Source organism: Paraburkholderia sp. USG1 (assembly GCF_031570135.1).
Lineage (GTDB): Bacteria > Pseudomonadota > Gammaproteobacteria > Burkholderiales > Burkholderiaceae > Paraburkholderia > Paraburkholderia dioscoreae.
This window is the reverse complement of record NZ_JAMWXW010000003.1, coordinates 120597-144381: the sequence shown is the minus strand read 5'-3', so window position 1 is coordinate 144381 and position 23785 is coordinate 120597. Positions and strand designations below refer to the sequence as shown.

General features: G+C 63.4%; 20 protein-coding genes. 13 read left to right on the top strand and 7 right to left on the bottom strand.

The window, feature by feature from the left end:
• Position 1: 1 nt before the first annotated feature.
• Genes NE850_RS05300 through NE850_RS05285 form a run of 4 tightly spaced genes read left to right on the top strand, consistent with a single transcriptional unit; the run spans position 2 to position 4146 of the window.
• Positions 2 to 943, top strand: coding sequence for a sugar ABC transporter permease (locus tag NE850_RS05300; RefSeq protein ID WP_310698508.1), 942 nt, complete (start codon positions 2 to 4; stop codon positions 941 to 943).
• Complete coding sequence (locus tag NE850_RS05295; RefSeq protein WP_165188090.1) at positions 943 to 1839, top strand: carbohydrate ABC transporter permease; 897 nt, start codon at positions 943 to 945, stop codon at positions 1837 to 1839. Before NE850_RS05300 ends, NE850_RS05295 begins: the two co-directional genes overlap by 1 nt.
• 4 nt (positions 1840 to 1843) lie before the next feature.
• Entirely contained in the window at positions 1844 to 3040 is a 1197-nt protein-coding gene (locus tag NE850_RS05290; RefSeq protein ID WP_165188092.1) for an ABC transporter ATP-binding protein, read from the top strand.
• Between the two features lie 50 nt (positions 3041 to 3090).
• Entirely contained in the window at positions 3091 to 4146 is a 1056-nt protein-coding gene (locus NE850_RS05285; protein WP_007176714.1) for a substrate-binding domain-containing protein, read from the top strand.
• Positions 4147 to 4254: 108 nt separating this feature from the next.
• Here the strand turns inward: NE850_RS05285 and NE850_RS05280 are convergent, their stop codons facing one another.
• On the bottom strand, positions 4255 to 5112 hold the full coding sequence (locus NE850_RS05280) for a PA4780 family RIO1-like protein kinase (protein ID WP_007176715.1): 858 nt from the start codon (positions 5110 to 5112) through the stop codon (positions 4255 to 4257).
• A 708-nt stretch (positions 5113 to 5820) separates the two neighbouring features.
• Between NE850_RS05280 and NE850_RS05275 the strand changes: the two genes are divergently transcribed.
• Entirely contained in the window at positions 5821 to 7518 is a 1698-nt protein-coding gene (locus NE850_RS05275; RefSeq protein ID WP_007176716.1) for a SulP family inorganic anion transporter, read from the top strand.
• Positions 7519 to 7561: 43 nt separating this feature from the next.
• Here the strand turns inward: NE850_RS05275 and NE850_RS05270 are convergent, their stop codons facing one another.
• Complete coding sequence (locus NE850_RS05270) at positions 7562 to 7921, bottom strand: hypothetical protein (protein WP_007176717.1); 360 nt, start codon at positions 7919 to 7921, stop codon at positions 7562 to 7564.
• 40 nt (positions 7922 to 7961) lie between these two features.
• On the bottom strand, positions 7962 to 8846 hold the full coding sequence (locus tag NE850_RS05265; protein WP_035517113.1) for a LysR family transcriptional regulator: 885 nt from the start codon (positions 8844 to 8846) through the stop codon (positions 7962 to 7964).
• Positions 8847 to 8989: 143 nt separating this feature from the next.
• On the opposite strand from NE850_RS05265, the gene NE850_RS05260 reads away from it, so the two are divergent.
• The 6 genes from NE850_RS05260 (at position 8990) to NE850_RS05235 (ending at position 18005) form a co-directional block, all read left to right on the top strand.
• Positions 8990 to 9424 (top strand): VOC family protein, encoded by a 435-nt coding sequence (locus NE850_RS05260; RefSeq protein WP_310698507.1) that lies wholly within the window; start codon positions 8990 to 8992, stop codon positions 9422 to 9424.
• A gap of 374 nt (positions 9425 to 9798) precedes the next feature.
• The gene (locus NE850_RS05255; RefSeq protein ID WP_310698506.1) at positions 9799 to 13038 is read left to right on the top strand and encodes an efflux RND transporter permease subunit; all 3240 of its coding nucleotides are present in this window, start codon (positions 9799 to 9801) and stop codon (positions 13036 to 13038) included.
• Between the two features lie 35 nt (positions 13039 to 13073).
• On the top strand, positions 13074 to 14297 hold the full coding sequence (locus NE850_RS05250) for an efflux RND transporter periplasmic adaptor subunit (RefSeq protein ID WP_007176721.1): 1224 nt from the start codon (positions 13074 to 13076) through the stop codon (positions 14295 to 14297).
• Positions 14294 to 15790 carry an efflux transporter outer membrane subunit gene (locus NE850_RS05245; RefSeq protein WP_007176722.1) on the top strand — a complete coding sequence of 499 codons (1497 nt, stop codon included), beginning with the start codon at positions 14294 to 14296 and terminating at the stop codon, positions 15788 to 15790. Before NE850_RS05250 ends, NE850_RS05245 begins: the two co-directional genes overlap by 4 nt.
• Before the next feature lie 77 nt (positions 15791 to 15867).
• On the top strand, positions 15868 to 16554 hold the full coding sequence (locus NE850_RS05240; protein ID WP_007176723.1) for a heavy metal response regulator transcription factor: 687 nt from the start codon (positions 15868 to 15870) through the stop codon (positions 16552 to 16554).
• Positions 16551 to 18005, top strand: coding sequence for a heavy metal sensor histidine kinase (locus NE850_RS05235; protein WP_310698505.1), 1455 nt, complete (start codon positions 16551 to 16553; stop codon positions 18003 to 18005). Before NE850_RS05240 ends, NE850_RS05235 begins: the two co-directional genes overlap by 4 nt.
• Here NE850_RS05235 and dinB read toward each other — a convergent pair.
• The 4 genes from dinB to NE850_RS05215 all read right to left on the bottom strand — a co-directional run bounded on the left by dinB (position 17972) and on the right by NE850_RS05215 (position 21158).
• Positions 17972 to 19138 carry a DNA polymerase IV gene (gene dinB / locus NE850_RS05230; protein ID WP_165188102.1) on the bottom strand — a complete coding sequence of 389 codons (1167 nt, stop codon included), beginning with the start codon at positions 19136 to 19138 and terminating at the stop codon, positions 17972 to 17974. The two genes, NE850_RS05235 and dinB, sit on opposite strands and share 34 nt — an antisense overlap.
• 116 nt (positions 19139 to 19254) lie before the next feature.
• Positions 19255 to 19833 carry a YceI family protein gene (locus tag NE850_RS05225; RefSeq protein WP_007176726.1) on the bottom strand — a complete coding sequence of 193 codons (579 nt, stop codon included), beginning with the start codon at positions 19831 to 19833 and terminating at the stop codon, positions 19255 to 19257.
• 45 nt (positions 19834 to 19878) lie between these two features.
• The gene (locus NE850_RS05220; protein WP_007176727.1) at positions 19879 to 20454 is read right to left on the bottom strand and encodes a YceI family protein; all 576 of its coding nucleotides are present in this window, start codon (positions 20452 to 20454) and stop codon (positions 19879 to 19881) included.
• Positions 20455 to 20603: 149 nt separating this feature from the next.
• Positions 20604 to 21158: a cytochrome b gene (locus NE850_RS05215; protein ID WP_007176728.1), complete on the bottom strand. Its 555-nt coding sequence runs from the start codon at positions 21156 to 21158 to the stop codon at positions 20604 to 20606.
• Between the two features lie 220 nt (positions 21159 to 21378).
• Here NE850_RS05215 and NE850_RS05210 point away from each other — a divergent pair, with 220 nt between their 5' ends.
• Complete coding sequence (locus NE850_RS05210) at positions 21379 to 22395, top strand: sensor domain-containing diguanylate cyclase (protein ID WP_007176729.1); 1017 nt, start codon at positions 21379 to 21381, stop codon at positions 22393 to 22395.
• A 132-nt stretch (positions 22396 to 22527) separates the two neighbouring features.
• Positions 22528 to 23778, top strand: a complete 1251-nt coding sequence (locus tag NE850_RS05205) for an arsenic transporter (protein WP_310698504.1) — start codon at positions 22528 to 22530, stop codon at positions 23776 to 23778.
• The last annotated feature ends 7 nt before the right edge of the window (positions 23779 to 23785 follow it).

Here is a 23785-nt window from a genome sequence, read left to right as displayed (position 1 = left end):
CATGCACGCGCTCAAGCTGCCGGCCACCGGATCGAAGGCAAGGAAAGCAAGGCTGAAAAAGCCGCTCAAAAAGCGCTTTCCGTTCGCGGTGTGGCTGGCGCTGCTGCCGATGGTCCTGACAGTCGTGTTCGCCTATTTCGGCACGATGCTGTGGACCGCGCGCGTGTCGCTCAGCAATTCGCGCACGTTTCCTTCCGGCGATTTCGCGGGCTTCACGCAATACGCGCGGCTTTTCAATAACGACCGGTGGTTGCTGTCGCTGCAGAACATCGTGATCTACGGCGTGTGCTTCATCGTGGCGTGCATGGTGATCGGTCTGCTGCTGGCGATTTTCATCGATCAGCGCGTGGTCGCGGAAGGCGCATTGCGCACGGTGTTTCTCTATCCGTACGCGATGTCGTTCGTGGCGACGGGGCTCGTGTGGCAGTGGATCCTGAACCCGGAACTGGGCGCGCAGGCCGTGCTGCACAAGCTCGGTTTTGCGCACGCGCGCTTCGACTGGATCGTCGATCAGGACTGGGTGATCTATACGATCGTGATCGCGACGGTATGGCAGGCTTCGGGTCTGGTGATGGCGTTATTGCTCGCGGGCCTGCGCGGTATCGACGACGAACTGTGGAAGGCCGCGCGTATCGACGGCATTCCGCGCTGGCGGGTCTACGTGAGCATCGTCGTGCCGATGCTCGGACCGTCGATCTCCACCGCCTTCGTGCTGCTGTTCGTGATGGTCGTGAAGCTCTACGACGCCGTGGTCGCGATGACGCAAGGCGGCCCCGGCACGGCGAGCGAAGTGCCGGCGAAGTTCATCATGGACTATCTGTTCGGCCGCGCCAATATCGGGCTCGCGTCGGCGGCGTCGATCGTGTTGCTGGCCACGGTGCTGGCGATCCTCGCACCGTTCTTCTATGCCCGCAGCCGTGCGGCGAGTCGCCGGGAGGTGTGATGAATACGCTCAGTCCACCGCTCAAGGGCGGCGCGCCGCGCCGCGCGTCGTTCACTCCGGCGCGTCTCGGCATCTACGCATTTCTGCTGACGGCGGCGCTGTTCTTCCTGCTGCCGCTGTATGTGATGCTCGTCACCTCGGTCAAACCGATGAGCGAGATCCGTCTGGGCAATCTGCTGGCATTCCCCACGCATTTCACGCTCAGCGCGTGGAGCACCGCGTGGCAGTCCGCCTGCACCGGGCTCGATTGCAACGGCATTCAGGTCGGTTTCTGGAACTCGGTGCGCATTGTCGTGCCAAGCACGATCCTGTCGATCGCGATCGGCGCGGTGAACGGCTATGCGCTGTCGTTCTGGCGGCCACGCGGCGCCGGCCTGCTGTTCGGCGTGCTGCTGATGGGCGCGTTCATCCCCGTGCAGGTGATGGTTTATCCGCTCGTGCGCATGCTGGCGAGCGTGCATCTGTTCAGTTCGTTGCCGGGTATCGTGGTGATCCACACCATCTTCGGCATGCCGGTCATGACGCTGCTGTTTCGCAACTACTACGTGTCGGTTCCGCAGGAACTGTTCAAGGCGGCGCGCATCGACGGCGGCGGCTTCTGGCGTATCTTTCTGCAACTGATGCTGCCCATGTCCACACCGATCATCGTGGTGGCGGTCATCATGCAGGTGACGGGCATCTGGAACGACTTCATTCTCGGCCTCGTGTTCGCCGGCACCAGGAACCTGCCGATGACAGTGCAACTGAACAACATCATCAATACGACGACCGGCGAACGCCTCTATAACGTCAACATGGCGGCGACCATTCTGACTTCGATGGTGCCGCTCGCGGTCTACTTCGTTTCGGGCCGCTGGTTCGTGCGCGGTATTGCATCTGGCGCCGTCAAGGGATAGGGCAATGGCAAACGTGGCTAATCCGGTAAACGTGATGGCAACTCCGGTCGCAAGCGCTGCAGACGCAGCGGACGTGGCAGACATGGCGAACAGTCCCGCCGCGGCACACGCAGCGGCCCTCGCGAATCCGGCCAACGTCGCCGTGCGCAATCTGACCATCCGGCTGGGCGCGAACACGGTGATCGAAAACCTCGACCTCGACGTGCGGGCAGGTGAATTCGTCGTGCTGCTCGGACCTTCGGGCTGCGGCAAATCCACCTTGCTGCACAGCATTGCCGGATTGATCGACGTAACCGGCGGCAGCATCGAGATCGCCGGTGAAGACATGACCTGGGCCGACCCGAAAGACCGGCGCATTGCGCTGGTGTTCCAGTCCTATGCGCTCTATCCGACCATGAGCGTGGAGCGCAATCTGTCGTTCGCGCTGCGCATCAACGGCACACCGAAAGCGGAGATTGCGCGGCGCGTGGCGCGGGCCTCCGAAATGTTGCAACTCGGGCCGCTGCTCAAGCGCAAACCGGCGCAACTTTCGGGTGGTCAACGGCAGCGGGTGGCGATCGGCCGGGCGATCGTGCGCGAAGCCGACGTGTTCCTGTTCGACGAACCGCTGTCGAACCTCGACGCCAAATTGCGCACCGAACTGCGCCGCGAACTCAAGCAACTGCATCAACGTCTGGGCGCGACGATGATTTACGTCACGCACGATCAGGTCGAGGCAATGACGCTCGCCACCCGCATGGCGGTGATGCGCGGCGGCGTGATCCAGCAGTTCGGCACGCCCGCCGAAGTCTACGCGCGCCCCGACAACCTGTTCGTCGCAACCTTTCTGGGCACGCCCGCGATGAACCTGCTCAAGGGCACGCTCGAAGCGCGCGACGGCGCGCTGCATTTCTGCGCAGGACATTGGCAGCTCGACGTGTCGAATTACCCGTTCAGGACCACGCCGGCCAATGCGTCGCCGTGCGTGCTCGGCGTGCGGGCTGAAGACGTGCGGGTGGGCGAGGGCGCGAGCGGGCGCGCAAAAGTTTCGCTGGTGGAGCCAATGGGCAACCACCGCGTTATCTGGCTCGACTATCATGGAGAGCAGGTCGCGTCGATCGACCAGACGAAAACGCCGTTGGCGGTGGGGGACACCGTGGCGTTCTCGTTCGACGGCACACATGTCTCTCTGTTCGACGAAGCGAACGGCCATCGTTTGTAGCGCCGCCACGCGGCGTCGCTCGAAATACAACATGCCTGACGGAGAACCGCGTGGCAACACTCAAGGATGTCGCGGCACTGGCCGGCGTGGGCATGTCGACTGCCTCGCGCGCCATTTCCGGTAAAGGCCCCATCTCGGCGGATGCGGCCGCCCGCGTGAAGGCGGCCGTCGAGCAGTTGAACTTTCGTCCGTCTTCCATCGGCCGGGCAATGGCGACGCAGTCGCTCGGCATGGTCGGCATTTTCGTGCCGACGTTCTTCGGCTCCTACTACGGCACGATTCTCAAGCAGACCGACACCGAACTGCGCGCGGTGCGCCGTCATGTGGTGGTGGCGACCGGTTGCGGAGAAGTGTCGCCGCGCGAACAGGCTATCGAGGCGGTGCGCTTTCTGATCGGCCGCGATTGCGATGGCGTGGTGGTGATCAGCCACGATCTGCACGACGAGGATCTGATCATGCTGCACCGTATGCACCCGAAAATGGTGTTCCTGAACCGCGCGTTCGATCAGCTGCCGGAGGCGTCGTTCTGCGCCGACCATCACCGTGGCGGCGAGCTGGCGGCGCGCACGCTGCTCGATCACGGGCACCGCGAGATCGCGGTGATTTCCGGCCCTTTCACCGCATCGGACAACCAGACGCGTCTGCAAGGCTTCTTTGCCGAACTCGCCCGCGAGGGCATTGCGCGCGACGAGGTCACGCTGATCGAATCGGACTTCTCGCCGGAAGGCGGCTACGCCGCCGCGCAGAAGTTGCTCGATACGAAACGCCGCTTCACCGGCGTGTTCTGCGCGAACGATACGATGGCCGTGAGCGCGCTGGCGCGTTTTCACCAGGCGGGCATTGCGATTCCCGACGAGGTGTCAGTGATCGGTTACGACGACGATTACTCCGCTGCGTACGCCGCGCCCGGACTCACGTCGGTGCATATTCCCACCGCCGAGCTGACGCAGAACGCCGTGCGCTGGCTGCTCAACCAGTGCTACCGGACCACGTGGGAGATTTTCCGCGAGTTTCCGGTCAGCGTGACGATGCGCGAGTCGGTGGGGCCGGCGCCGGGTGTGGCGGCGGCCGCGATCGAAGCGGTACGTTTGAGCCCCACGCCCTAGCGGGATCCGGCGAGGTGGCTTGAACCCCACGCCCTGGCGAGATCTCACGCGGTGGCAAACCGCTGCGCGGTTGCCGTTGCTGTTGCCCTTGCCGCTCGCGGCAACGGCTCAGGTGCCGCTGTGCAGCGACTGCTCGTAGCGCAGGCGCGCTTCTTCGTCGAGCCGCGTGTCTTCCAGTTCCTGGAGCACGGCTTCGAGATCGATCGGCGTGGTGTCCGCTTCGACGTGGCCGGTCAACACGGCGTCGACATGCAACGCGCCCGCCTCGTAGAGCGCCCAGATTTCCTTGCCGTAGCTGGTGTCGAGCAGCCCCGGCGCGAAACGGCCGAAATACGTGGCGAGGTTGTTGACGTCGCGCTCGAGCATGGCGGGCGCTTCGAGATTACCGGCGGCGTCCACCGCTTGCGGCAGGTCGATGATGACCGGGCCGTCGGCGGCAAGCAGAATGTTGTATTCGGACAGGTCGCCGTGAATCATGCCGGCGCACAGCATGCGCACCACCTGGTTCAACAGCAGCGCATGCAATTCGAGCGCGCGTGCCTCGGTCATTTCGACGTCGTTCAGACGCGGCGCGACGTTGCCCTGAGCGTCGGTCACCAGTTCCATCAGCAACACGCCGTCGGTGCAGATGAAAGGCTGCGGCACACGTACGCCCGCGTTGGCGAGTTGGAATAAGGCGTCGACCTCGGCGTTCTGCCAGGCCTGTTCCTGTACTTCGCGGCCGTAGCGGCTGCCTTTTTCCATGGCGCGCTGCTGGCGGCTGTTCTTGACCTTGCGGCCCTCGCGATAGGACGCGGCCTGACGGAAACTGCGCTGTTTGGCGTCCTTGTACACTTTCGCGCAGCGTGTGGCTTCGCCGCTGCGCACCACGTAGACGGTAGCTTCCTTGCCGCTCATCAACTGTGAGATGACTTCGTCGATCAGGCCTTCTTCGACCAGCGGGAGTAGACGTTTCGGCGTTTTCATGCGACCGCCGATGGGCGATGGGCAACGCGGCAGCGATAAGCGGCCGGCTGCGAGGGCGGGTGGTGCGGGATTCGGATCATGCCGGATTATACGGGGAGAGCGCGGAGAGCATGGAAACAGCCCTTGCGTGGGCCGCAAATGCGGTCAGATCACCCCTGAATAATGCAACGCGTGCTCGCGCGAGTAGAAGCGTCCGTCTAATTGCGAGATAGCGCTGTGTGCGGTCGACATGCGACTGGCGAGAGGCGGAAGGGCTCGCAAGCGTTTGCGTATCGGAGCGCGTAGTGGAACATACGGTTTCCTACGCTTTATGCCGCATTTTCTGCCGGCATTTAGCGCTATACGACCGCTGCCGCTCGTGAGATTGTTGTAGCCGTCGATACACTGATTTGCCGTTTTCCCTCATTCAATTCGCATGCCGATCGCTTAAACTTGCTGGTAACAATATGTTACGGGGTGCGAGATGTTGGCCGTGTTCTTCATCGCCTGCCCGATCTGCATCGCCGCGTTGTTTGGTTTCGCGCGGCACGTCGATCCGGTGACGGGACAATTCAAGCGTTGAATCCGCCAGTTGGGTGTTTTCCGCAGCGCCGCCGGCCGTGCGCTGCGGTGTGCTGTTTTCGTGAGCCGGTCCGGCTATAAGTCTTGCCTTTGAGTGCCGAGTCGCGGCACGATGCGCGATAACCTGAGATTAGGGCAGTATCGCGTATGCGGGATTTTCTGACGAGTATCACGGCGCGTGCCGGCGTGCTGAAGGGCATCCTTCCTCTGAATCATGCAGCGGCGGCGCGCGATGCGCTGGCCGGCGTGCAGCTTGCGTCGATGGATATTCCGCAAGTGCTGGGCTATGCGCGCATTGCCGGCATGCCGGCCGTGACGGGCCTGTACACCGTTTTTCTGCCGCTGATCGCCTTTGCATTCTTCGGCGCCTCGCGGCACCTCGTCGTGGCCGCCGATTCCGCGACCGCCACCATTTTCGCGAGCCGGCTTTCCAGCATGGCGCCAGCGTCCAGCGCCGAATATGCCGCGCTCGCCGCGATGGTCGCCTTGCTGACCGCCGCGTTGCTACTCGTCGCACGGATTTTCAAACTGGGTTTTCTGGCCGACTTCCTGTCGCGTACCGTGCTGGTGGGTTTTCTCGCCGGGGTCGGCGTGCAGGTCGGCATCAGCATGCTGGGCGACATGTCCGGCGTGCCCGGTCGTGCCTCGCGCAGCGTCGATCAACTCATGCTGGTGGTGCGCGAAACGGCGCAGATACATTGGCCGACGCTTGCCATTTCACTGCTGGTGGTCGGCGCCACGCTCGCTTTCAAACGCATCAAGCCACGCCTGCCGGTGCCGTTGATCGCGGTGGTGGCGGGTATCGCCGCGAGCGATCTCTACCATTTTTCGGCCCACGGGATTGCCGTACTCGGCCCGGTGGCGGGCGGATTGCCGCCGCTGCGCATGCCGCAGGTGACATGGCAGCAGGTGCTCGATCTGCTGCCTGTCGCGGCTTCGTGCTTCGTGATGATCGTGGCGCAAAGCGCCGCCGCGAGTCGCGTGTTCGCCGAGCGTTATCACGAATCGGTCGATACCAACGCCGATCTGCTGGGAATCGCCGCGGCGAACGCGGCGGCCGCATTTTCAGGCGCGTTCGTGGTGAACGGCAGCCCGACGCAAACCGCGATGGCGGATCTCGCCGGCACGCGCAGTCAGTTCGCGCAATTGGTGTTCGCGGCAGTGGTGGTCGCGGTGCTGCTGTTCTTCAGCCGATTCCTGCAGTATCTGCCGCACTGCATTCTCGCCAGCATCGTGTTTACGATCGCCATCGGCCTGATCAATCTGCGGAGCTTGTTTGCGATTCGCCGCGAAAGCCCCGGCGAATTCGCGCTGGCCGTGTTCACTGCGGCGGCGGTGGTGCTGATCGGCGTCGAGCACGGCATCCTGGTGGCGGTGGCGCTATCGCTGCTGCGCCACGTACGGCACAGCTACCGTCCGCATACCATGATTCTCGTCCCCGGCGACAACGGCGTTTGGGTTCCCGAGCCCGCCGTGCCCGGCATGCAGACCACGCCGGGCCTGATCGTTTATCGCTTCGGCGCCGATCTGTTTTACGCGAACGACCACTTTTTCGTCGACGACGCCCGTCGCCTGATCGACCAGGCGCCCACCAAAGTGCGTTGTTTCGTGATCGACGCGAGCGCGATCACCGATATCGACTATTCGGCGGCGCGCTCGGTCGGCGAGTTGTGCGCGGCATTGAAGCACGCCGGCATCGAGGTGTTCTTTGCGCGTGTGAACCGGTATTTGCGCTCGGACATGGACCGGCACGGCATCACACCGATCATCGACGCAAGTTGCATTTTCAACACCTTGCACGAGGCGCTGCGCGCGGCCGGCGTGGTGAATCCGACCGGCACCTGAAGAGCCGCGTAAGCGCAAGCGTTGTGCGGACCTGTGGCGCGTTTTAGCGTTGCGGTTCTTCGTGAGCGAAGAAATAACCGATAAAGAAGCATGCGCCCGCGACGGCTGCGCCCAGCACGGCCACCGTATAAGCGAGCGCCGTGCCGTGCCAGAGGCCGTCGAACCACTGATGCAACTGCGCCATCAGCACCGCCGCATTGCCGCCGATGCGTTGCAATTCGATCTGATAGCGTGGATCGGCCACGCTGTACATGGAGACCGCACTGTCCGGCGGCGGCGCCATGGCGTAGATGATCACTGCCGCGATCAAACCGGTCACGAATGCCGCCACACCCGCCAGATAGAACCGCTTTTGTCGGGTCGAGCGTTGCGCCGCCGGGTTCACTTCATTACCGCCGCTCATCGTGTTCGCTTCTCCGCTTCAGTCGTCACGGCGATCATGCTCACGCGCCCGCCGCCATGCCGATGCAATCGGCGAGCCCGCCCGCCACAGCCTGCCGGCTATGCCGTGGACGCTGCACGAGCCCGATCTCCCGCTGAAAAGCCGCTTCACCGAGTTCGAGCGCGGCGACGCTGGCGGGCCACTTGCCGAGTCCCGCGCTATTCGGAATCAGCGCTACGCCGATGCCGCGCGCGACCAGTTGCACGATGCCCTGCAATTCGTCCAGTTCGATCACGTCGTGCACGTTCAGCCGCGAACGCCGTAGAAAGCGATCGACCAGCCTGCCGCCGAACGAGGTGCGATCGTAGCGGATAAACGGCTCGCTGCGCAGCAGTTCGCGCCATGACCGCGCATTACCCTTGCCGCGCGCGAGCACTTTGGGCACGAGCAGCACGAACGGCTCGGCGACGAGCGTGCGCCATTCGAGTTCGGACGGCAGCGCGAACGGCGGTTTGATGATGACGGCCAGATCCAGTTCGCCGGAATCCACCTGCCCCAGCAAGCCCAGCGACACACCGGGCACGACGCGAATTCGCCAGCCGGGCCGGTCGTTGCGAAAGCGCGCCAGCGCATCGGCGAGAAACGACACCTGCGCGGACGCAATGGCGCCTACCCGCAGCATGCCGCTTTCCGCCGCGACCGCGCCGCGTTCGGAGAGCCGGGCGTATAGCGTCATCATCTCTTCGGCGAGCGCGAGCGTTTCGCGGCCGGCGTCGTTGAGCGTGGCGGAGCGGCCGGTACGGTCGAACAGCGCAAAGCCGAGTTCTTCTTCGAGCCGCTGCATCTGCGCGCTCACGGCGGATTGCGTGAGGCCGATTCGTGCGCCGGCGCCGGAAAACGTGCCGTACTGGCATACGGCAATGAAAGTCTTGAGTTCGCTCAGCATGATCGATTGATCGATTTTGGTGTTGGTCAGATCAAATATATATCGTTTTTTACGATTTTTAGTCATGGCTAAACTTGGCCTCACGCGTGTGGCCCGGAGTGCCTGCGCGTTCAACCTAATTCCAATCAGCGAGTTTCCCCATCATGAGCGTTGCCGACACCGTCTTGCCGCCGTTCCACCTGGCATTTCCTGTTCATAGCCTTGCCGCCGCGCGCGAGTTTTACGGCGAGCTGCTGGGCTGTCCGGAAGGGCGCAGTTCGGACGGGTGGGTCGATTTCAATTTCTACGGCCACCAGATCGTCGCCCATCTTGCGCCTGAAGAAGCCGGCCACCGTCAAACCAGCAAGGTCGACGGCGACGCCGTGCCGGTCCGCCATTTCGGCGCGGTGCTTTCCATGCCGCAATGGCAGGCCGCCGCCGACAAGCTGCAGAAAGCGGGCATCGATTTCATCATCGAGCCGCACGTGCGTTTCAAGGGCGAAGTCGGCGAGCAGGCCACCATGTTCTTCCTCGATCCGTCGGGCAATGCGCTGGAATTCAAGGCGTTTGCCGACATGTCGTCGTTGTTTGCCAAGTGACGCCGGCGACTCGCGGTCGCGCCGCAATAAACACCGGAACCGCTTTTGCCGAACATGTCGGCAATATGGCAATTACGCGGTGATCGACTAAGCTTTCAACAAGCGCGAAGTATTTGCTTTGCGCAAATCAATCTGTGCGATGTCCCGCGATGCCTTCGCGGGACCTGGCATTGAGCAACACCTCAACCTCGGCTATCTTCAGCCATCAAACGTTTGCTTTTCGGCAAACCGCAGCGCAGTTCAGGTGCCCACTTTCCTTACATTGGCCTTCCTGACAATCCCGCCATTTTCGCGCCATGCAGGCGTTGGTGCTATCGATCTAGCATAGGCGCTGATTCCCCCACCCCTTACCTGCATTCTCTCGGGCACGTTTCATGTGGATCGTCAACGTTGCGCTTAAACGGCCATACACGTTCATCGTGATGGCCATTCTGATTTTGCTGGCGACGCCATTCGTACTGTTGACCACACCGGTCGACGTGCTGCCGGAAATCAATATTCCGGTGGTCAGTATCATCTGGACCTACACGGGCTTGTCGGCTCAGGACATGGCCAACCGCATCACGTCGGTGAACGAGCGCAGTCTGACCACCACGGTCAACGACATCGAACACATCGAATCGCAATCGCTCGCGGGCATTACGATCCTGAAGGTGTTTTTGCAGCCGACGGCGAACATCCAGAGCGCCATCGCGCAAACGGTGGCCGTCGAGCAGGCGCAGTTGAAGCAGATGCCGCCAGGTGCCACCCCGCCGCTGGTGATCAGCTACTCGGCCTCCAGCATTCCGGTGATCCAGCTCGGTCTGTCGAGTCCGAAGCTTTCCGAGCAGGCGCTCAACGACACGGCGCTGAACTTTCTGCGTCCGCAGCTCGTGACGATTCCGGGCGCGGCGGTGCCATACCCTTATGGCGGCAAATCGCGGCTGATCTCCGTCGATCTGGACACGCGCGCGCTGCTTGCAAAAGGCCTGACACCCTCCGACGTGGTGAGCGCGTTCAACGCGCAAAACCTGATCCTGCCGACCGGCACGGCGAAGATCGGGCCGAAGGAATACACGATCAACATGAACGGCTCGCCCGCCACGGTGGAAGGGCTCAACGATATTCCGGTCCGCACGCTCAACGGCGCCACGACGTATCTGCGCGAAGTCGCGCACGTGCGCGACGGTTACTCGCCGCAGACCAACATCGTGCGGCAGGACGGCCATCGCGGCGTGCTGATGTCGGTGCTCAAGAACGGCAGTGCATCGACGCTCTCGATCGTCGATTCGCTGCGTGGGCTGCTGCCGGCTGCGCAAGCGGCGCTGCCGCCGGATCTGAAGATCACGCCGCTATTCGATCAGTCGGTGTTCGTGAAAGCGGCAGTGCAGGGCGTGGTGCGCGAGGCGCTGGTGGCCGCCGCGCTGACCGCCGCGATGATTCTGCTGTTTCTCGGCAACTGGCGCAGCACCTGCATCATCGCGATCTCGATTCCGCTGTCGATCCTGTCGTCGCTGATCGCGCTTCACGCGCTCGGGCAGACGATCAACATCATGACGCTCGGCGGTCTCGCCCTCGCGGTCGGGATTCTGGTGGACGATGCCACGGTCACGATCGAGAACATCGAACGGCATCTGCACATGGGCACGAATCTGCACGATGCGATTCTCGACGGCGCGGGCGAAATCGCGATTCCCGCGCTGGTGTCCACACTCTGTATCTGTATCGTGTTCGTGCCGATGTTCTTCCTGACCGGCGTGGCGCGCTATCTGTTCGTGCCGCTCGCCGAAGCGGTGGTGTTCGCGATGCTGGCTTCGTACGTTCTGTCGCGCACGCTGGTACCGACCCTCGCGATGCTGCTGATGGGGCACGCCCACAAGCCGAAGCCGGGCGCGAAGCCGAATCTGTTCATGCGCCTCTATCACCGCTTCGATCGCGGTTTCGAGAGCATGCGTGCCGCCTACATCATGATTCTCAGCAGCGTGCTGGTGCGCCGCGGCATGTTCGGCAGCGTGTTCCTCGGCTTCTGCGTGGTGTCGATGGGCCTGATTTTCGTGCTCGGCGAAGACTTCTTTCCAAGCGTGGATGCCGGCGACATTCGCCTGCACATGCGCGCGCCGACCGGCACCCGTATCGAGGAAACCGCGCGTCTGGCCGACGAAGTCGAAAACGTGATCCGCGAGGTCGTGCCCGCGAACGAACTCGGCACGATTCTCGACAACCTCGGTTTGCCCTATAGCGGCATCAATCTCTCGTATAGCAATGCGGGCACGATCGGCACGCTCGACGGCGAGATTCAGGTGGCGCTCAAAGAAGACCACAAGCCGTCGCAAATCTACATGGACAAACTGCGCGCCATCCTGCCGCAGCGATTTCCGGGCGTCGAGTTCTTCTTTCAGCCGGCCGACATCGTCACGCAGATTCTCAACTTCGGCTTGCCCGCCGCGGTGGACGTGCAGATTTCCGGGGCGAATCAGGAGGGTAACTTCGACGTCGCGCGCAAACTGCTGAAACAGGTGCGCCAGATTCCCGGCACGGTGGATACGCACATCCAGCAGAAACTGGACGAACCGGCGATCAATCTGCAGATGGATCGCACGCGGTTGCAGCAACTCAATCTGAGTGCGAGCAACGTGGCGCAAAACGTGCTCATTTCCCTGTCGGGCAGTTCGCAGACGTCGCCGGGTTTCTGGTTCAACAACAGGAACGGCGTGGAATACAGCGTGGCCGTGCAGACGCCGCAGTATCAGGTGTCGTCGATCGATGAACTGTTGCGCACGCCGGTATCGGGTTCGGCCAACGGGCCGACGCAATTGCTCGGCAACCTCGTGCGGGTCTCGCCGCAAACCCAGTTCGCGGAAGTCACGCACTACAACATCAGGCCGGTGATCGACCTGTACGTGAGCGTCGAGAAGCGCGATCTGGGCAGCGTGGCGAACCAGGTCGACAAGCTCGTGGACAACATGCGCGCGTCGCTGCCGCGCGGCAGCCAGATCACCGTGCGCGGCCAGGTGCAGACCATGCGCAGTTCGTTCTTCGGTCTGGGAGTCGGCGTGGCGATGGCGATCGTGCTGGTGTATCTGTTGATCGTGGTGAATTTCCAGTCGTGGGTCGATCCGCTGATTATCGTCAGCGCGTTGCCCGCGGCACTCGCGGGCATTGTGTGGATGCTGTTCCTGACCGGCACGCATCTGAGCGTGCCGGCCTTGACCGGCGCGATCATGACGATGGGCGTGGCCACCGCCAACAGTATTCTGATGGTGGCGTTCGCGCGCCAGCGGCTTTCCGCCGGTGCACCGCCGTTGACCGCCGCGCTCGAAGCCGGTGCAAGCCGGATCAGGCCGGTGCTGATGACCGCCTTCGCGATGATCATCGGCATGATTCCGATGGCGCTCGGTCTCGGCGAAGGCGCCGAGCAGAATGCGCCGCTTGGCCGCGCGGTGATCGGCGGATTGCTGTTCGCCACGGTGTCCACGCTGTTTTTCGTGCCCCTCGTGTTCGCGGCCATTCACACCCGCCTCGCACGCCGCCACCGCGACGACGGTGACGATGGTGGCGCGAATCACACGGGTTCCGACGGCGACGGCCACGACGGCCCCGCGCCGGACCACGGCGACGCCGCCAGGCCCGCGTAAAGTTAATTGACGGCTGACCGAGATAGCTGACTGAGATGACCGAAAAAACTCACGCATCGCTAGCGATTCCCTCGCGAGAGACCGAAGGCGGCCACGCCTTGCCGCCGCGCCATCGCGAATGGAAGCGCGCCAAAATTGCCGTCTGGATCGTGCTGGCGCTGCTCGCCGTCGGCGCGTTGCGCACGGTGATCGCGAACGTAATGCAAAACCGTTCGGTGGCGGAGACAACGAAGCAGAACGCCACGCAGTACGTGAACGTGGTGAGCCCGACACAGGCCGAAGGCGGCGGCAATACGTTGCTGCCGGGTACGCTGCGCGGTTACGTCGAATCGCCGATCTACGCGCGCTCCACGGGTTATCTGCTGCACTGGTACGCGGATATCGGCACGCGTGTCAAACAGGGGCAACTGCTCGCCGATCTGGATACGCCGGAAATCGATCAGGAACTCGCGCAGGCCCTGGCGCAGCGCCAGCAAACCAGTTCGAGCCTCGGCCTCGCCAAAAGCTCGCTGGAACGCTGGCAGCAACTGCGTCAGCGCGATGCGGTCTCGCAACAGGAGCTCGACGAACGCCAGAGCACTTATACGCAGGACGTCGCGAATCTCGCCGCGGCCGACGCCAACGTCAAACGCCTGCAGCAACTCGAATCGTTCAAGCGCATCGTCGCGCCGTTCGCGGGTGTGGTCACGCAGCGCAATGTGGATGTGGGCGACCTGATCGACGCGGGCAGCGGCACGAGCCGCGCGCTGTTCGCGCTCGCGCAGTCGGACCCGCTGCGCGTTTATGTGCAATTGCCGCAGGCGTACGCGCAAAACGTGTCGGTCGGACAGAAGGTGGTGGTCACGCAGGCGGAACTGCCGGGCCAGCAATTCCACGGCACGATCACGCACATTTCCGGCGCGATCGACGTGCCCACCCGTTCGCTGCAGATCGAAGTGACGCTGCCTAATCCGGACGACAAGCTGCGCCCGGGTGCATACGTACAGGTCGCGGTGCCGGCAGTCGCACACGCGCAATTGATGGTGCCGGGCAACGCGCTGCTGTTCCGCGCCGAAGGTCCGCGCGTTGCGGTGGTCGACGCGAACGGCAACGTGCAGTTGCATAAGATCGTCATCGCGCGGGATCTCGGACAGCAGCTCGAGATCGAAAGCGGGGTCGAGGCGAGCGACAGGATCATCATCAACCCGAGCGATTCGATCGCGGACGGCGATCATGTGCAGATCCAGCAACCACAGGCCAACGGCAAGGGGGCGTCGTGAAGCTCGTGGCCACGAGGCGCGCGATAACGACGCTCGCGAGCACGGCGCTGCTGGCCGCGTGCACGGTCGGACCCAACTATCAGCGGCCGCAGGCCGAGGTGCCGCCCACGTGGCAAACCGATTCGTACTGGCGCGTGGCCGTGCCGTCCCATGCGCCGATCTCGCCAGACTGGTGGAGCGCGTTCGGCGACTCGACGCTCGGCGCGCTGGAAAGCCAGGCGCTCGCGCAGAATCAGACGCTGGTAGCGGCCAGCGCGCACTATGAACAGGCTAGAGCCACGCTCGCGAACAGCCGCGCTCAGCAGATTCCCGAAGTCGATCTCGGCGCGCAGGGATCGCGCTTCCGGATTTCGCAGAACCGTCCGCAGACCAATTACGGCACGCCGACCACCTCGACGGTGCAGAACAACGTGCAGCTCGGCCCCACCATCAACTACGACACCGATCTATTCGGCCGGATACGTCGGGAGGTGGAAGGCTCGGTGGCCTCCGCGCAGCAATCGGCGGATGACCTCGCCAACGCGCGGCTCGTTCTCACCACGGATCTCGCCACTGACTACTTTTCGCTGCGCGAACTCGATGCCGAGATCGACGTGCTGAATCAGTCGGTGATACTGCAGCAGAAGGCGCTCGATTACGTCACGACGGAACATGATCTCGGCTCGGTGTCGGGACTCGACGTGCTGCAGCAGAAATCGCTGCTCGACTCGACCCGCGTGCAGGCGCAACTGCTTCTGAATCAGCGGGCGCAGTTCGAGCATGCGATCGCCGCGCTCGTCGGCGTGCCGGCGCCGCAGTTTTCGATCGCGCCCAACGTGGTCAATGTCCAGGTGCCGTCGATTCCGCTCGGTGTGCCCAGCGACGTGTTGCAACGGCGGCCGGATATCGCTTCGGCGGAGCGCGCAATGGCCGCGGCGAATGCGCAGATCGGCGTCGCCAAGGCGGCGTTTTTCCCGAGTCTGACGCTGGCGCCGAGCATCGGTTGGGAAAGCACGCAGTTCGCCAGCCTGTTGAGCGCGCCCACGCTGATGTGGACGCTCGGCGCGGCGGTCGGCCAGGTGTTGTTCGACGGCGGCCGCCGCGCGGCCAACGTGCAGTTCGCGAGCGAAGGCTACAAGGCCACCGAGGCGAACTACCGCCAGACCGTGCTCACCGCGTTCCAGCAGGTGCAGGACGGCATTACCGGACTCTCCGTGCTGGACGGCGCGGCGAAACAGTCGCGCGAAGCCGTCATGGATGCGCAGCATCTGCTCGCGCTTGCCAACGACCGCTATTCGGGCGGCCTCGTCGCTTACCTCGACGTCATCACCGCGCAGCAGTCGCTGCTGACCAGCGAGCGCCAGGACGTGCAGATTCACGGCCAGCAGATGACGCTCTCGGTATCGCTCGTGAAAGCGCTCGGCGGCGGCTGGGATGTCGGCACGGACATGCCGGACATGTCGAAGAACGCTCAGCCCGGCGACACGAAGGAGGCGATGGCTCCCGCGCGGTGAGCCGGTGGATCGTGCAGCAGCCGGGACGCAAGGTGAAAACGAGGCGTTTCGTATAATGTAGAGACAAGGGGACGCGCATGAAATTGCTGATTGTTGAAGACGAGCACAAGGTGGTGGACTACCTGCGCTCCGGTTTGACAGAGCAGGGCTGGGTCGTCGACGTCGCGCTCGACGGCGAGGAAGGCATGCACCTGGCCACCGAATTCGATTACGACGTGATCGTCCTCGACGTGATGCTGCCCAAACGCGACGGCTTCAGCGTGCTGAAGGCGCTGCGCATGCGCAAATCGACACCGGTCATCATGCTCACCGCGCGCGATCATGTGAACGACCGCGTGCGCGGTCTGCGCGAAGGAGCCGACGACTACCTCACCAAACCCTTTTCGTTCCTCGAACTGGTCGAACGCTTGCACGCGCTGGCGCGGCGCACCCGTTCACAGGAGTCGACGCTGATTTCCGTCGGCGATCTGTTCGTCGATCTGATCGGCCGGCGCGCGACTCGCGACGGCGTGCGCCTCGACCTGACCGCCAAGGAATTCCAGCTGCTCAGCGTGCTGGCGCGCCGCCAAGGCGACATTCTGTCGAAGACCGCGATTACCGAACTCGTGTGGGACGTCAATTTCGACAGTCATACGAATGTGGTCGAGACGGCGATCAAACGACTGCGCGCCAAACTGGACGGCCCGTTCCCCTCCAAGCTGCTGCACACCGTGCGCGGCATGGGTTACGTGCTCGAAGTGCGCGAGGAGGCGGAGCAGTCATGAACCGCTCGATCGCCCGGCGCCTCGCGTTGATGTTCGCGTTCGTCGCGCTGTTCGTCTTCACGCTGGTCGGCACCGGACTTTTTCTGGTGCTGCGCACGCAACTCGAACACCATCTGCGCGAGTCGCTCGACGATCGCACGCAGATCGCGCGCATCATCGTCTATCACGCCGTGACGCCGGAAAAGTGGCGCATGGCGCGTGAAAAGCTCACCGACATGACGCCGCACGACGGCAGCACGGTCTATGCGGTGTCGAGCACCGATCCATATTTTCATTACGGCAAGCCGGTCGAAGGTTCGGTGGTGACGAGCTGGCCGGGCGGTTACACGCGCGTGACGCCGGACGACGGCGGCCAGGACATGCTGACCTCGACGGTGATAATTCCGGCTTACGCCGCGCGTCCGCCGGTGCAATTGCAGGTGGCCGCGAGCTATTCGCCCAATGTGCGCACCATGCGCGTGTTCGGCTCGGCGCTTGCCGCGTTGTCGGCGCTGGGCAGTCTCGCCGTACTGTTGCTCAGTTACTCGGTGACGCGGCTCGGCCTCGCGCCGCTCACGCGTCTCACGCGCGACGCTTCTGCCGTGAGCCCGAACAACCGCTCACAGCGCCTGAACACAGCCTCGCTGCCGCTCGAACTGAACGACCTGGCGAATTCCTTCAACGGTGCGCTCGAGCGGCTGGACGGCGCATATGGCCGCCTCGAATCGTTCAATGCGGATGTGGCGCATGAACTGCGCACGCCGGTGACGATTCTGATCGGCCAGACCGAAGTGGCATTGACGCGCAATCGTTCGGTCGACGATCTGCGCCACACGTTGCAATCGAACCTGGAGGAGTTCGAGCGCATGCGGGCGATCATCAACGACATGCTGTTCCTCGCCCGTGCCGACCAGGGCGAGCGGGCAACCGGCCTCGTCGAAGTGTCGCTGGCCGCGGAAGTCGAGCATACGCTGGAGTTTCTGGAGATTCCGCTCGAAGAAGCGCGGGTGCGCGCGCAATTGCGCGGCGACGCCGTGGCGCGCGTGAACCGCTCGCTGTTCGGCCGTGCCTGCACGAATCTGTTGATGAACGCGATCCAGCATTGCGAGCCGGGTGCGGAAATCAACGTGACGATCGTGTGTGAAGAGGATCAGGTACGCGTCGCGGTGGCCAACCCCGGCGCACCGATCTCGCCGGACGTGCTCGAACATCTGTTCGACCGGTTCTATCGCGCGGAGGTTTCGCGCACGAACAGCCGCGAAAACCACGGGCTGGGTCTGGCGATCGTGAAAGCGATTGCGGAGATGCATCGCGGCACGGTGTCGGCGCAAAGCGCGCACGGTATCAACACCTTCGCGTTTTCAGTCGCCGCGTTGCCGATGGAAGCCGGCCTGCGGGCGGCGCGTCCGAATGCAGGCGCGACGGCTGAGGGGGTGGATTATTCGTCGCTGGCGAAGGGCAAGTCGGCCTGAACCGGCAGCCGCCGTTGCGGCGGCTGCGCGTTGGCCGGCGTCAACGCGCTGACGCGCACGCCGAGAAGCCGCAGCTTGCGGTTCAGTTCCACTCTGCGCAGGCATTCGGTTGCCGCGCGCCGGATCTCGGCGGCGTCCGCGGTTGGCGTGTCCAGCGTCAGATCGCGCGTGACGGTGCGGAAATCGTCGTAGCGCAGTTTGATACCGACGGTGCGCCCCACGTAGCCCTTGCGTACCAGATCCTCCGCCACCCGCACGCACAAGCCGGTAAACGAACTGGATAGCGCCGGCCGGTCGTGACGTGGATGCAGATCGCGTTCGAAGGTCGTCTCGCGGCTCATCGACTTGGGCTCCGATTCGACCACCACCGGCCGCTCGTCGTAGCCTTGCGCGATCTGCATGAGCCACGCCGAATAACTGCGCCCGAAGTGGTCCTGCAACAGCCCCGCGTCCGCCGCCGCCAGATCGCCGACCGTGGCGAGTCCGAGCGCGGTCAGCTTTTCCGCGGCCTTCGGCCCGATGCCATTGACCTTGCGCACCGGCAGCGGCCAGACGCGCAGCGGCACGTCGGCCGGGGTGAGGATCGTGAGGCCGTTGGGTTTGTCGAGTTCGGAGCCGATTTTCGCGAGCAGCTTGTTCGGCGCCACGCAAATGGAGCAGGTGAGTCCGGTGGCCTGATTGACCGCCTGTTTGATGCGCGCAGCGATCTCGCGCGGCTCGCCCGGCAACTCGGTCAGATCGATATAGATTTCGTCGATGCCGCGGTCTTCGATCCGGTCCGTGAACGTGGCGACGGCCGCCTTGAACAGACGCGAGTAGTGGCGATACGAGTCGAAGTCGGTGGGCAGCAGGATGGCGTCCGGCGCGAGCATGGCGGCCTTCATCATACCCATGGCCGAGAACACGCCGAGCGCGCGGGCTTCGTAAGTGGAGGTGGTCACCACGCCGCGGCCCGCGTAATCGCGCAGTTTCGCGAAGCGGCGGGTGCCGTCTTCGAGTATTTGCGGCACGCCGTTGCGGCCGCCGCCGATCACCACCGCCTGGCCACGCAGTTCCGGATAACGCAGGAGCTCGACGGACGCGTAGAACGCGTCCATGTCGAGGTGCGCGATGCGGCGGCTTGCAGAACTCATGGGAGGGCGAAAACGGATGACGACAACGGCCAAACCGTAATAGTACCTTGCTCCGCCCTGGCAAGGGCCGCCCGGAAACGGCAGCCCGCTTCACGCAGGCCTGAAAAGGCCGGCGCTTACTGCTTGATGCCTTCGGCCTGAATATGCAGCGTGGTCTGCATCTTGAAGCCGTAAGTCTTGCCGAAGTCGACGCCGAAGTCATCGCGATTGAACGTCGCGGTCGATTCCGTGCCGCACACTTCACGCTTGAGCATCGGGTTGACAAAGCACTTGAACGACTCGATCTTCAGATTGACCGGCTTGGTGATGCCGTGCATCGTCAGCGTGCCGATCACTTCCACCGGCTTGTCGCCGTCGAAGCGGATCTGCGTGCCCTTGTAGGTCGCGCTCGGGTACTTGGCAACGTCGAAGAACTTGTCCGTGACCAGTTCCGCGTCGAGCTTGTCGTTGCCGATATCCACCGAGCTCATGTCGATCGTCACGTCCACCGTGCCGGTCTTCGCCGCGCGATCCAGCACCACGGTGCCGCTGCTCTTCTTGAACTTGCCGCGCCAGATCGAAATGCCGCCGAAGTGGTCGGTTTCGAAGCTCGGGTAGGTGTGCGTCGGGTCGAGCTGGTACGTGTCAGCTGCCGAGGCGTTGAACGACAATACGGCGGCCAGCGCGCCTGCGGCGAGCAAAATGTTTTTCTTCAAGGTGTTCTCCAGGTTTCAGAAAGTGCTGCGACGCTTCGGTTCGGATTATTTCTTCGAAGCGACGAGGTGAAATTTGATGACGACTTCGTCGGCGACTACCGACGTGTCTTTCCATTCGCCGGTGCCTACGTCGAATTGCGAGCGCCTGATCGGCAACGAGCCGTCGAAGGTTTGCAGGGCGCCCTGGCTGGCAATGGTGACCGGCACCACGACGGTTTGCGACTTGCCCTTGATGGTGAGCTTGCCGGTGATCTTGTACTGATTGCCGCCCGCCGGCGCGATCGCGCTGGAGACGAAGGTCGCGGCCGGGTACGCGGCGCTGTCGAACCATTCCTTGCCCTGGGCCTGCTTGTTGTAGTCGTCGGCACCGAGGTCGTAGCTGCCCGTGTCGATCGACACATTGGCGCTGCCGGAGGTCGGTTTGGCCGGATCGAAATTCAGTTGCGCCGAGAACTTCCTGAACTGGCCGTCGACGGGCACGTTCATCTGCTTCGTGGTGGCAATGACGGTGCTCTTGCTGGTGTCGACATCGGCGTGTGCGAAGCTTGCGCCGAACAGCGAGAAGGCCGCGATGCCGGCAAGCGTCACACGGTGAGCGGAGAGGTAAAAGTTTGATTTCATGGTGATACGCATCCTATCGAACCCGCGTGCGTTGATTGCGCACCGCGGGGAATTAGATTGCCAACAGGCTGTTGCCAATCGCCTGCTGTCCGTCTGCTATGTAGGGGTGACCCTCCCGTCACCCGCCCCTGACCCGCGCTTTACGCGTGTTACTTGAGGAATGGAACCATCCGCGCGAGCAGGCCGTCGCGGTCGAGAAACTGGTGCTTGAGCGCCGCCGCCACATGCATCGCCACGAGTGCGAGCAACGTGTAGTTGAGCAGCACGTGAACGGTGCGCAGAGTTGCCTTGAGCGCCTGATCCGGGCCGATGAAGGTGGGCAGCGGCACGATGCCGAGATACACCACCTGAATGCCGGCGGCGGAGCTATAGAAGTAGCCGGACAGCGGAATCGCCAGCATCAGCACGTATAGCACGGCGTGCACGAGATGGGCGGCGGCCTTCTGCCACACGGGCGTGGCGCTGTCGAGCGGCGGCGCGCGGTGGGTGGCACGCCACAGCACGCGGGCCACCGCGAGCACGAACACAGTCACGCCGATCCACTTGTGCCAGGAGAAATACTTCAGCTTGGTGGGCGTGAAGCCGGGAATATCGGTCATGATCCAGCCGATATAGAAGCCGCAGATCATCAACGCGGCGATCAGCCAGTGCAAGGTAATCGCGGCGCCGTGATAGCGGTCTGAACGGGCAGGGCGGGATGTCATGGTTTCGTGCTCGTGGGTCGCCGGCCATTGCCGGCGAATGCAGATCAAATGCGGATAGTAGGGATGCCAATGAAAACTGAATAGGCGTGCAGAAGAGAACACATTGTTGTATCGGTGACGCTAATGTCGCTGGAATAAAACGGCGCCGCGGCCGTAACGGGGCCGCGAGGTCGTCCACTGTGGTAATTTGCCGCCTGAACCGCCAGGAGAGTTGGGAACCATGAACAGAATCGACAACAACCACATCGCGCCCGGCGCGGATTTTCTGCGGCACGAAACGGCGCCTGCCGCAGCCGGGGTGGAAGGCTACATGGAGCATGACGCGGCTGTCTACCGCACCTTGCTCGAATCGACCAAAGCGATTCCTTGGAAGATCGAATGGGCGACCATGGAGTTCGCCTATATCGGTCCGCAGATCGAAGCCCTGCTGGGCTGGGCGCCATCGAGCTGGAAAAACGTGCAGGACTGGGCGGCGCGCATGCATCCGGACGACCGTGACAAGGTGGTCGAATTCTGCGTCGCGCAATCGAAGGCGGGCAGCGATCACGAAGCGGACTATCGCGCGTTGACGAGCCGGGGCGAATACGTGTGGCTGCGCGACGTGGTGCATGTGGTGCGCGACGCGAATGGCGAAGTCCAATCGCTGGTCGGCTTCATGTTCGATATCAGCGAACGCAAGAAGGCCGAGGAAAAAGTAGCCGCGCTGCAACGCGAACTGGAGGCGCTGTCGTTCAAGGACGGACTGACGGGCGTCGGCAATCGCCGCGCGTTCGACACCACGCTGCAACGCGAATGGGCCGCAGCCTTGCGTCATGCGGCGCCGCTCTCGTTGATCATGGTCGATATCGACTTCTTCAAGTCCTACAACGATTACTACGGCCACGTACAAGGCGACGAGTGTCTGAAACGGGTTGCCGGCGTGCTGGGCAGCGCCGTGCGGCCGGGCGACTGTGTAGGCCGGTTCGGCGGCGAAGAGTTCGCGCTGATCCTGCCGAACACCGGCGCCGACGCCGCCCGCCAGGTGGCCGAGCGTTGCCGCGACCGGATTGCAGCCGAGGAGATCGCGCATGAACGCTCGCCGTTCCGGCAGACGGTGACCGCCAGCTTCGGCGTCGGCACGACGATTCCGGCGCAGGCGGACGATCCGGTGGCCTTCGTCAATCTGGTGGATACGCAGCTCTACCGTGCGAAGGACAACGGGCGCGACTGCATTGCGGCGGTGAACCGGGCGGCATGAAGCGCGAGCCGCGGCATGGTCTCAGGCGCGCAATGTGCTAATTGAGCGCCTGCTGCCGGTGCATGTCGCGGCGCGTGAGGCGAGGCGCGGAACCCCGTGCTCGCGCTCAATCAAAAATCCAGGGTCAAGTGTGTGAATTCGATTTTTCTGTCTTGGGGTATCGCCGCCGTCGCCACGGCGGGCGTCATCACCCGGCCGTTCAAATGGCCCGAGGCCGTCTGGGCCGTGGCCGGCGCGGTGCTGCTGGTGTCGCTCGGCCTGTTGCCCGTGCATCTGGCGATCGAGGCGATCGGCAAGGGCACCGACGTCTATCTGTTTCTCTTCGGCATGATGCTGCTGTCGGAAGTGGGCCGCCGTGAAGGCCTGTTCGACTGGGTGGCCGTGCTCGCGGTCAACCACGCCCAGGGCTCGCCGCGCAAGCTCTTCCTGCTCGTCTATCTGGTCGGCGTGGTGATCACCGCTTTTCTGTCGAACGACGCCACCGCCGTCGTTCTCACGCCGGCCGTGTTCGCCGCCGCCAGAAAGGCGAAGACGGATCCGTTGCCGTTGCTGTTCGTTTGTGCGTTCATTGCCAATGCGGCGAGCTTCGTGCTGCCAATTTCGAATCCGGCGAACATCGTGCTGTACGGCAATCACACGCCCGCGCTCGGCGCCTGGCTGCTGCGCTTCACGCTGCCGTCGCTGCTGTCGATCATCGCCACTTACGTGATGTTGCGCTGGACCCAGCGCGAGGCGCTGGCCGGCACCTGCGAGGCGAATCTCGAAGCGCTCGAACTGTCGTCGAGCGGGCGCGTGGCGCTCGCGGGCATCGCGGTCACGGCTGCCGTGCTGTTGACGGTCTCCGCATTCGACATTGCGCTTGGCCTGCCCACCGCGATACTCGGCGCACTGACCGCGCTGATCGTGCTGATTCTGGAGCGCAAATCGCCGCTGCTGATGATCCGCGAGATCTCATGGAGCGTGCTGCCGCTGGTCGCCGCGCTCTTCGTGCTCGTCGAGATGCTCGATCATACCGGCGTCATCACGGCGCTGGCCCATCTGACGCAGCGCGCCGCACAACATAACGAACTGGCCGCGGCGGGCTGGGCCGGCAGCATCATCGCGATCGGCAGCAATCTGATGAACAACCTGCCGGCCGGTTTGATTGCCAGTTCGACCGTGTTGCAGGCACACAGTCCGGAGCGCGTGATCGACGCGCTTCTGATCGGCGTCGATCTGGGTCCGAACCTGTCGATTACCGGTTCACTGGCAATGATTCTCTGGCTCAGCGCGATTCGCCGCGAGGGCGAAGACGTGAGCTTCATGAAGTTTCTGAAGGTGGGGTCGCTGGTCATGCTGCCGGCGCTCGTGCTCGCGCTCGGCGCGCGGATTCTGACCGGCTGAACAGCGC